The sequence below is a fragment of the Streptomyces sp. NPDC051173 genome (assembly GCF_040689515.1).
Taxonomy (GTDB): Bacteria; Actinomycetota; Actinomycetes; order Streptomycetales; family Streptomycetaceae; genus Streptomyces.
Window position 1 is genome coordinate 102,893 of the sequence record NZ_JBFBBD010000016.1, and the last position, 9,064, is coordinate 111,956.

The following is a 9,064-nucleotide window of genomic DNA, read 5'->3' on the forward strand; positions in this document are numbered from 1 at the left end:
GAGCCGCTCGGCACCGCATCGCGGGGAGCACGGCCGGAGCCGGGGGCCGCGCCCCGGGCCCGGGGTCACGCCTCGCCCGAGGCGGCCCTCTCCAGCTCGTGGCTGAGCTGGTCGAGCTCGCTGCCGCCCGCCATCTGGCGGGTCAGCTCGTCCAGGGCGATCTCCGACTTCGCGTGGCTGCCGGCCATCGCCCCGCGCTTGAGCAGGACGAACCGGTCACCGACCAGATACGCGTGGTGCGGGTTGTGCGTGATGAGCACCACGCCGAGCCCGGCGTCGCGCGCCGCGGCCACGTACTTCAGCACGACGCCCGACTGCTTGACGCCGAGCGCGGCGGTCGGCTCGTCCAGGACCAGGACCTTCGCCCCGAAGTAGACGGCCCGCGCGATGGCGACGCACTGCCGCTCACCGCCGGAGAGCGTGCCGATGGGCTGGTCGACGTCGCGCAGGTCGATGCCCATGCGCAGCAGCTCGGCCCGGGTGGTCTCGCGCATCTTGGCGACGTCGAGCCGCTTGAAGGGGCCGGCGCCCTTCGTCGGTTCGGAGCCGAGGAAGAAGTTCCGCCAGACCGGCATCAGCGGGACGACGGCGAGGTCCTGGTAGACGGTCGCGATGCCGCGGTCCAGGGCCTCGCGGGGCGAGCCCAGGCGGGTCTCCTCGCCGTCGATCGCGAAGGTGCCGGCGTCGTGCTGGTGCAGCCCGGCGATGATCTTGATGAGGGTGGACTTGCCCGCGCCGTTGTCACCGAGGACGCAGGTGATCTCGCCCGCGTGGACCTCCAGGGAGACCCCTTCGAGGGCGCGGATGTTCCCGTAGAACTTGCTGACGTCCGTCAGCTCCACCAGAGCGGTCACTTGCTCGCCTCCGCACGCTTACGGACCCACGCGTTCAGCAGCGTCGCCAGCAGCAGCATGGCGCCCAGGAAGAACTTGAACCAGTCCGGGTTCCACTGGGCGTAGACGATGCCCTTGCTGGTCATGCCGAAGATGAACGCGCCGACCGCGGACCCGATGGCCGAGCCGTAGCCGCCGGTCATCAGACAGCCGCCGATGACGGCCGCGATGATGTACAGGAACTCGTTGCCGACGCCCTCGCCGGACTGCACCACGTCGTACGACATCAGCAGGTGCTGGCCGGAGATCCAGGCGCAGAAGGCGACGGCCATGTACAGGCCGATCTTGGTCTTGTTCACGGGGACACCGACCGCGCGGGCCGCGTCGGAGCCGCCGCCGACGGCGAAGATCCAGTTGCCGACGCGGGTGCGCAGCAGCACCCAGGTGGCCAGGGCCACCAGGCCGAGCCACCACAGGACGGTGACCTGGAGGTCCACGTCACCGATCGACAGGTGGGAGGCGAAGACCGCGCGGGCGGACCCGAAGCCCTCCATGTCGCCGATGGTCTTGGTGGAGACGGTGCCGCTGATGAGCTTGGTGAAGCCCAGATTGAGGCCCGTGAGCATCAGGAAGGTGCCGAGCGTGATGATGAAGCTGGGCAGCTTGGTGCGGGTCAGCATGAAGCCGTTGAAGAAGCCGATGCCCAGGGTGGCCAGCAGGGACACCCCGATACCGACCCAGACGTTGGCCGTCATCTGATAGCTGAACATCGAGGAGACCAGCGCGGAGCTGGTCACCATCACACCGGTCGACAGGTCGAACTCGCCGCCGATCATCAGCAGCGCCACCGGCACCGCCATGATCCCGATCGTCGAGGACGCGTACAGCACGGTGGACAGGCTGGACGGCTGGAGGAAGCTGTCGGCGACGAACGAGAAGAAGAGGAAGACCGCGGCCGCGCCGACGACCGAGCCGAGCTCGGGGCGGCCCATCATGCGGCGCAGGCAGCTCTGGCGCACCAGCCGTTCGTCGGCCCGCTCGGTGGTGGCTGTACTCATCGGGTGCCCCGCTTCGCGAACTCGGCCAGGGTCTTCGCGTCGTCCTTGGTGATGATCTGCGGGCCGGTGAGGACCGGGCGGCCACCGCCGAGCATGTCGCGGTTGTACTTGTAGAGCCAGAGCAGGTCCACGGCCTCGTAGCCCTGGAGGTACGGGTCCTGGTCGACGGCGAAGCCGAGCGCGCCGCTCTGGAGGTCCTTGGCGACCTGGGCGTTGAGGTCGAAGGTGTCGACCTCCGCCTTGCTGCCGGCCTGCTGGGCGGCCTTGACGGCGGTGGGCGCGAAGGGCGCACCGAGCGTGACGACGGCGTCGATGTCCTTGTCGGACTGGAGCTTGGCCTCGATGGAGGACTGCACGTTGGGCATGTTCGTGCCCTCGACGTAGAGGTTCCGCACCTCGCCCTTGAAGGACTTCTTCACGCCCGCGCAGCGCTGCTCGTGGCCGACGTTGCCCTGCTCGTGCAGGACGCAGACCGCCTTCTTCCTGCCGCGCTTGTTGAGCTCGTCACCGACGGCCTCGCCCGCGACGGTCTCGTCCTGGCCGACGTGGGTGAGCGCCCCGAAGTCCTTGGACTGCTCGGAGCCCGAGTTCACGGTGATCACCGGGATGCCGGCCTTCACCGCCTTGGCGACCACGTCCTTCATCGCGTCGGGCTTGGCGAGGGTGACGATCAGGCCGTCGACCTTCTGGTCGATCATGGCCTGGACGTTCTGGGCCTGCTTGTTCCCCTCCACATCGTGCGCGTAGAGGAACTTGATGTTGTCCTTGGCCGCCGCCTGCTTGGCACCGCTCTGGACGATGTCCCAGAAGGTGTCGCCATCGCCCGAGTGGGTGACCATCGCGAAGGTCCAGCGGGGCGTGTCGACGTTGGCGCGCCCCTGGGACGCCTTCGCGGCCCGCTCCTCGGCACGCTTTCCGCCCGTACTGCTGCACCCCGCCAAGGTGGCGCCGAGCACCGCTGCCAGCACGGCGCTCACCGCACGTACGCCTGTCCGAACCCTTGCCACGAGGAGATGCCCTTCTCACTGTCTTTCACGGTGCGGCCGGACCCCGTCCTGCGGGCCCAACCGCCCAAGTATCCGTCACCATCCGTCACCGCCGTCCGCCGGGGTTTCGGCGGGACCGTGCGGGGCTGCCGCCCGTGGGTGAGTTCTAGTGGCGGACGCCACACTCCGTCAATACTTTGTCCGAACATTCTGACGGACTGACCTGCCCAGCACGCTACGCCGTGCCCGGCAGATCCCGCGACGGGGCACCGCAGGCGGCGCTCTCGAGCACCGTAAGGGCTTACGCCGTCCTGTGGGGTGCCCCGGTCAAGCCCGTCCGGCGTTTGAGGACGCGCCCGCAGGGCGCTTTCCCACAGCAGGGCGAGCGACGGACCGATGCAAGCCTCGCCAGGCCACTGCCTAAGGGCGCACCAGCAGCTGGAAGTCGAAGGAGTAGCGCGACGCCCGGTAGATGTGCGAGCCGAATTCCACCGAGCGCCCGGTGTCGTCGTACGTCGTCCGTTCCATGGTCAGCAGCGGCGCGCCTTCCGGCTCGGCGAGCCGCTCCCCCTCCTCGGCGGTCGCCGCGCGGGCGCCGACCGTCTGCCGGGCGCTGTGCAGGGTGATGCCCGCCGCGCGGATCAGGCGGTAGAGGCCGGTTTCGGCCAGCTTCCCGCCGTCGAGGTCGAGCAGGCCCACGGGCAGGTGGTTGCGCAGGTGGGCCATGGGCTCGCCGTGCGCGAGGCGCAGCCGCTCGATCAGGACGACCTCGGCGCCCTCCGCGACCCCGAGGGCCGCGGCCACCCGCGCCGTGGCCGGCTCGACCAGATGGCGCAGCACACGCGTGGCGGGCTGCTGCCCGGCGGCCTCCAGGTCGTCGTAGAGGCTGCTGAGCTCCAGCGGGCGCTTGACCTGGCTGTGCAGCACCTGCGTACCGACGCCCCTGCGCCGTACGAGCAGGCCCTTGTCCACCAGCGACTGGATGGCCTGCCGGACGGTGGGCCGGGAGAGGCCCAGCCTGCCGGCGAGGTCGATCTCGTTGCCCAGGAGGCTGCCGGGGGCGAGCGCGCCCTGCTCGATGGCCGCTTCGAGCTGCTGCGACAGCTGGTAGTAGAGCGGTACGGGGCTGCTGCGGTCCAGGCTGAACTGGAGGGATCGATGGGTCGCCACGAAGGGAGCGTAACCGGGCGACCGGATGACGGGAAGTTCGGAGGTCAGGTTGTCCTGACATTGCTCGGGAGCCAACGGAACCCGGCTCCTCTCTTACCGGTACGGGTGACCGGGCCGTCAACTCCGCGCCGACGACTCGCGTCTTGTGCGATACAGATGACAACGTAGATGTCAGTGAATATGCCCTGATTTCGCATGTGCTCCTGTCCTGGCCTACCGAGGGGAAGGCGAGTTCATGGAAGAGCTGGCTCTGGGGGTCGCGCTGGGCTTCAGCGCGGGCATCAGTCCGGGCCCGCTGCTCGCCCTGGTGCTGTCCGGGACGCTGCGCGGCGGGCTGGGCGTGGGCCTGCGGGTGGCGGCGGTGCCACTGATCACCGACCTGCCGGTGATCGTCCTCTCGGTGACCGTGCTGGCCGTGCTGCCGGGCCGGGCGATCTCCGCCGGCGGCGTGGTCGGCGGCCTCTTCCTCGCCTGGCTGGGCGCGACGACGCTGCGCGAGTCCCGCGCGGCCGAGATCCCGGCCGCGCGGGAGGCCGCCGCGGCCCGCGCCGAGGGACGGCGGACACTGTGGCAGGGGGTCCTGGTCAATCTGCTGAGCCCGCACCCCTGGGTGTTCTGGCTGACGACCGGGGCGCCACTGCTGGTGGCCGCGTGGCGGGACAGCCCACCGGGCGCGGGCGGCTTCCTCCTCGGCTTCTACGGGCTGCTCGTCGGCAGCAAGGCGGCGCTCGCCCTGATCGTGGCCCGCGCCCGCCACCGCATCGGGACCCGCGGCTACCGGCTGCTGCTGGGCGGCTCCGGCGTACTGCTGCTGGCGGCCTCCGCCTTACTGCTCGTCGAGTTCGGGTCCGCGCTGGTGGCGTAGCCGCCGTGGTCACGGATAAGGGCGCGCCACCGGCACGCCCGTGCGACTTTCGCCCTCCTGCTCAACCGCGCCACGACTCCGGCCCGTTTCTGTCTTCAGAGGCACCACGACACAACGGGGGAACCGCACCATGAGCCACCGGTACGCGTACGACGCCCCTCTCGCTCCCGCACCCCTACGGCTGTACGACCAACAGGAGGCGGCCGCCCACGACCGGCTCCGGCCCGTGGCCGACTGGGTCTCGGGCCACGTCGCCCGCCCGCACCCGGACCTCGGGCGCCGCGGGGCCGTCTGCCCTTTCGTCCCGCTGTCCCTACGGCTGGACCTGCTGCGCTTCGCCCTCGCAGACCCGCCCGCGACCGATGAGCCGACCCTGCTGGCGGCCACGGCCGCGCTCAAGGCGCACTGGCTGGCGATGGAACCGCGCACCGGTCCGCACACCATCGACAAGACGATCATCCTGGTGCTGCCGGGCCTGCCGAAGGAGATCGTGATCCGCGTCCACGACCGCCTCAAGCCGGAGTTCGTCGCGGACGGCATGATGCTGGGCGAATTCTTCCCCGACCACCCGGGCCCGGGCCTGCGCAACCCCGCGTTCCGCCCCCTGCACAGCGACGTCCCGCTGCTGGTGGCCCGCAGCATGGTCGCCAACGACCTCCCGTTCCTGACGGAGAAGCGGTATCCGCCGGCGTGGCGGGCGGGGTTTGTGGCGGCCTTTCTTGAACACCAGTCCGCGGCGAGCGCGGCCACGCGGCAGCGGGCGCGGGAGGAACTGGGGGTGGCGCGGGGGGAGATGGGACGGTGTCCGTCGCCGGACCGGTGACTGCTACCGGCCATCATGCGCCTGCCCCCAGTGCCACTGGAACGCGCGCGCCGCGTGGGCTGCCGCCGAGTGATCGGCGGTCGCCCATGCCCAGTGCCGGGCGTTTCTCAAACCGACGCAGGTGGGGCACCGGTCGGCTGCGCCGCCGACCACGACGCCGGGACCGGAGGTGTGCGGCAGGGAGACGACAGCCATCAGTTCACGCTCCGGGGGCCGATCCCGAGCTTCGCGCGCTCCTCGGTCGTGGCGATGCGCAGACGGGTCGAGTGCGCCGTCCACAAGGACCCGTCCCGCAACGACTTGACGGTGTAGATCCGCCCCGCCGCCCCTTGCGTCACGCCGACTTCGCCGGTCTCCTTGTCGACCACCAGCGCTCCGGAGCGGTAGCCCGTTCCCCATGGCGTCATGTTCGTCATCCGTTCGAACCTCCGTGTGCCGCTCATGCGGAGCGGGCAACTCCCTGTTGTGATCCGAGAGTTGCGTCACATCACTTACGGTGGCTAGATCAGAACCCATGACACCCGCACCGTCATGGAAAGGGTCAAACACATGGCCGAAGAGACCGGCCCGGCACCGGACCCGACGCGCTCGCTCCTCGCCTTCTTCGGCTCCGAGACCTCCCGCCTCCGAGGAGAGGCGGGCATGTCCCAGGAGGCACTGGCCGAGAAGGCGCACACCACGCAGTCGATGATCAGCAAGGTCGAGGCGGCGAAGCGCGTCCCGTCGAGGGACCTCGCCCGCGATCTGGATCTGGCGTTGAAGACCGGCGGGCACTTCGGGAGACTGCATCCGCTCATGCTCACGTTCGCGTATCCGTCGTGGTTCCTGCCGTATGTCGAGTTGGAAGGCGACGCCAAGTCCATCAGGTCCTTCCAGGCGCAGATCCTTCCCGGACTTCTCCAGACCGAGGAGTACGCGCGGGCAATGCTGGAGGCCGTACGCGCGATCAACCTCGAAGACCTTGTCGCCGCCCGCATGTCCCGGAAATCGGTCTTCGAGCGCCCGGTCCCACCTTCATGCTGGTTCGTGCTCGACGAGCACGTCTTGCTCCGTCCCATAGGGGGCCCGGACGTGATGCGTGCTCAGTTCCAACATCTCCTGGAAGCCGGCACGGACCCGCGCAACGTCATCCAGGTCATCCCACGCCAGGTGGCCGCGCACCCAGGTGTCGCGGGACCGTTCACCCTCCTCAGCTTCGACGAGGGTGAGGACGTGCTGTTCGTGGACGGCTTCTCCCAGGGCCGATTGGCCCTGGAACCCCGCGAAGTCGCCGACGGCGCACATGCCTACGATCTCCTCCGGGCGATCGCCCTATCACCCAAGGAATCAGCCGACTTGATCCACGAACACCTGAAGGAGCTAGGCCCGTGATAGCAAGCCAACTGTCCATTACATGGCGGAAGAGCAGCTACAGCACCAATGGCGGGGACTGCATAGAGATAGGCGAGGGCCTGGCCGACGTCGTCCCTGTACGCGACAGCAAGGACGCCAACGGCCCGGCCCTCGTCTTCGAGCACGCCTCGTGGGCAGCTCTCATCTCCCACGTCAAGGCCATTCCGTAAAATCGGTACGGCCCCGGGTTACCTCAGGCCCAGGAACTGTTTGTTTTCACCATAACCGTGAACGCCATATGCCTCCGGAACCCGGAAGAACGATGGGCTCGCCATTCTCCAGCGAGCCCCTCACTCAGGCCTCATGCTGAGGTTGCCCTCTATCACCAGGCATGGCGAACGACGGGCCTGTCCAGCAGACTGGCCAGCCTGCTGGGGAACCCAGGCCCGGACGGAGGAATCTAGCCCTCCTCCATCCGTTCAAGAATGAGGTCGTGGTCAGATTCGATCTCTTGCTCCGCCGTTAGGTGAACATGAGAACCTTCGCGAACACCTTCCTGAGCAAGGGTCAATAGATGACGCGCCAGAGAGGTCAATCCGGCGCGATTCGCCTTGATGACAACATCCGTCGAGCTGACCGTCAACTGAATTTCAAAATCATCATCCCAGGCGAAACGCAGCCCTTCGCCAGTCCGGTATTCTGGAACATCGATCACACAATCCATCGCTACTTCCGCTTCCTGTGGTGACAACTCAGCGGGGAGCCGCTGAGATCTTATTCAACGACTCCCCATATGCGCGCCTATTCGAGATAGATTGTCGATTCTCGACAGCTATCGATTTCCCAGGCTTCTTCGGGTTAGGCTCCAATCGCTCAAAGTTCATGTGTGGGCCACCACCATGTTGTCCTGTGATATCCCCTTCACCCATCCTAGCAACGCGCGTGCCGTCCTTCGAAACGTACCGCCCACTACCTTTCACGGGCTCAGAATAGCCGGGGCCAACCCACTTCTCCGCCGCGTCAATAGCTTCGCTAGTCGGCAACCGAGTTCCATCCACCGGATGGCCATCGCCATCGAATTTCCGGTAAGAAGTCCAGGGGCCCTTCGCCGCTTTCGCGACCCGCGACTCTCGAGCTGCAGCTTCGACCACCTCGACGGAAAGCTTTTCTGCCTTCAGAATCCTCCCTTCGGGGAGGACCATGGCGACGGCAACAGCACATCTACCCAGAGCGGGATTCTCGATGCATTCCTTAGAGGCTGTCTCACGTGGTGATGGTGTGTCTGCGGCATGATGTCTCTTCGTGAGAGCTGATCTGTCGCAGCGGCTGGTTCCTGACGGACTGTGGGATCTGGTCGCGCCGTTGCTGCCCTCATTCAACTCCCGTCCGCAGGGCGGCGGGACCGCGCCGTTGGACGAACGGGCCGTGTTCACGGCGGTGGTGTACGTGCTGACCAGCGGATGCGCCTGGCGGCACCTGCCTGAAACGTTCGGGGTGTCACCCGCAACGGCACATCGCCGGTTCGCCGCGTGGACCCGGGCCGGACTGTGGCGACGCCTGCACCGGGCGGTCCTGGACGAACTCGGCTCCCGTGGCGGGCTCGACTGGAGTTCGGCGATCGTGGATGCCGCGTCAGTGCGAGCGAAAAGGGGGGCTCGCTGACCGGGCCGAACCCGGTCGATCGCGGCAAGAAGGGCAGCAAGCTGCACGTGCTGTCCGAAGCCCAGGGCATCCCGCTCGCCGTCGCCGTGTCCGGCGCGAACATGCACGACAGCCTCGCCCTCAAACCGTTGGTCCGCGGCATACCCGCCATCCGCTCCCGGCGCGGGCCCCGCCGTCGCCGACCAGTCAAACTCCGCGCCGACAAGACACGTACTTCTCCGCCGAACACCTCTCCTGGCCGCGCGAACGGGGACTCGTCCCGCGCATCGCCCGACCGGGCATCGAGTCCGGCGAACGGCTCGGCCGGCACCGCTGGAAGATCGAGCGGTCCATCG

Annotated in this window: 12 protein-coding genes; 6 read left to right on the plus strand and 6 right to left on the minus strand. The window is 68.0% G+C overall.

The window, feature by feature from the left end; genetic code table 11:
* Nucleotides 1-65: 65 nt before the first annotated feature.
* The 4 genes from AB0435_RS12410 to AB0435_RS12425 form a co-directional block, all read right to left on the minus strand.
* Complete coding sequence (locus AB0435_RS12410; RefSeq protein WP_366426841.1) at nucleotides 66-854, minus strand: ATP-binding cassette domain-containing protein; 789 nt, start codon at nucleotides 852-854, stop codon at nucleotides 66-68.
* Complete coding sequence (locus AB0435_RS12415; RefSeq protein ID WP_366426842.1) at nucleotides 851-1,891, minus strand: ABC transporter permease; 1,041 nt, start codon at nucleotides 1,889-1,891, stop codon at nucleotides 851-853. Before AB0435_RS12415 ends, AB0435_RS12410 begins: the two co-directional genes overlap by 4 nt.
* Nucleotides 1,888-2,868, minus strand: a complete 981-nt coding sequence (locus AB0435_RS12420; RefSeq protein WP_366426843.1) for a sugar ABC transporter substrate-binding protein — start codon at nucleotides 2,866-2,868, stop codon at nucleotides 1,888-1,890. The genes AB0435_RS12415 and AB0435_RS12420 overlap by 4 nt, the downstream gene beginning before the upstream one ends.
* Nucleotides 2,869-3,297: 429 nt before the next feature.
* Nucleotides 3,298-4,017: a GntR family transcriptional regulator gene (locus AB0435_RS12425; protein ID WP_366426851.1), complete on the minus strand. Its 720-nt coding sequence runs from the start codon at nucleotides 4,015-4,017 to the stop codon at nucleotides 3,298-3,300.
* 265 nt (nucleotides 4,018-4,282) lie between these two features.
* Between AB0435_RS12425 and AB0435_RS12430 the strand changes: the two genes are divergently transcribed.
* Nucleotides 4,283-4,912, plus strand: a complete 630-nt coding sequence (locus AB0435_RS12430) for a LysE family transporter (protein ID WP_366426844.1) — start codon at nucleotides 4,283-4,285, stop codon at nucleotides 4,910-4,912.
* A gap of 130 nt (nucleotides 4,913-5,042) precedes the next feature.
* Nucleotides 5,043-5,735 carry a DUF6875 domain-containing protein gene (locus AB0435_RS12435; protein ID WP_366426845.1) on the plus strand — a complete coding sequence of 231 codons (693 nt, stop codon included), beginning with the start codon at nucleotides 5,043-5,045 and terminating at the stop codon, nucleotides 5,733-5,735.
* Nucleotides 5,736-5,929: 194 nt separating this feature from the next.
* Here the strand turns inward: AB0435_RS12435 and AB0435_RS12440 are convergent, their stop codons facing one another.
* A complete protein-coding gene (locus AB0435_RS12440) occupies nucleotides 5,930-6,151 on the minus strand; it encodes a hypothetical protein (RefSeq protein ID WP_366007599.1) in 222 nt (73 codons plus the stop codon).
* 133 nt (nucleotides 6,152-6,284) lie between these two features.
* On the opposite strand from AB0435_RS12440, the gene AB0435_RS12445 reads away from it, so the two are divergent.
* Together AB0435_RS12445 and AB0435_RS12450 are read left to right on the plus strand one after the other, a co-directional pair.
* Entirely contained in the window at nucleotides 6,285-7,106 is an 822-nt protein-coding gene (locus AB0435_RS12445; protein ID WP_366426846.1) for a helix-turn-helix transcriptional regulator, read from the plus strand.
* On the plus strand, nucleotides 7,103-7,297 hold the full coding sequence (locus tag AB0435_RS12450) for a DUF397 domain-containing protein (RefSeq protein ID WP_366007597.1): 195 nt from the start codon (nucleotides 7,103-7,105) through the stop codon (nucleotides 7,295-7,297). Before AB0435_RS12445 ends, AB0435_RS12450 begins: the two co-directional genes overlap by 4 nt.
* 230 nt (nucleotides 7,298-7,527) lie before the next feature.
* Here the strand turns inward: AB0435_RS12450 and AB0435_RS12455 are convergent, their stop codons facing one another.
* Nucleotides 7,528-7,791, minus strand: a complete 264-nt coding sequence (locus AB0435_RS12455) for a hypothetical protein (RefSeq protein ID WP_366426847.1) — start codon at nucleotides 7,789-7,791, stop codon at nucleotides 7,528-7,530.
* 578 nt (nucleotides 7,792-8,369) lie between these two features.
* Between AB0435_RS12455 and AB0435_RS12460 the strand changes: the two genes are divergently transcribed.
* Together AB0435_RS12460 and AB0435_RS12465 are read left to right on the plus strand one after the other, a co-directional pair.
* Nucleotides 8,370-8,729 carry a transposase gene (locus tag AB0435_RS12460; RefSeq protein ID WP_366426848.1) on the plus strand — a complete coding sequence of 120 codons (360 nt, stop codon included), beginning with the start codon at nucleotides 8,370-8,372 and terminating at the stop codon, nucleotides 8,727-8,729.
* Nucleotides 8,615-9,064: transposase (locus tag AB0435_RS12465; protein ID WP_366426849.1), on the plus strand; the 450-nt coding region annotated here is incomplete at its 3' end. The genes AB0435_RS12460 and AB0435_RS12465, both read left to right, overlap by 115 nt.

Coding starts and splice junctions, on each gene's coding strand:
- AB0435_RS12455 (WP_366426847.1), bottom strand. CDS start 7,791: ATGGATTGTGTGATCGATGTTCCAGAATACCGGACTGGCGAAGGGCTG.
- AB0435_RS12435 (WP_366426845.1), top strand. CDS start 5,043: ATGAGCCACCGGTACGCGTACGACGCCCCTCTCGCTCCCGCACCCCTA.
- AB0435_RS12415 (WP_366426842.1), bottom strand. CDS start 1,891: ATGAGTACAGCCACCACCGAGCGGGCCGACGAACGGCTGGTGCGCCAG.
- AB0435_RS12440 (WP_366007599.1), bottom strand. CDS start 6,151: ATGACGAACATGACGCCATGGGGAACGGGCTACCGCTCCGGAGCGCTG.
- AB0435_RS12430 (WP_366426844.1), top strand. CDS start 4,283: ATGGAAGAGCTGGCTCTGGGGGTCGCGCTGGGCTTCAGCGCGGGCATC.
- AB0435_RS12445 (WP_366426846.1), top strand. CDS start 6,285: ATGGCCGAAGAGACCGGCCCGGCACCGGACCCGACGCGCTCGCTCCTC.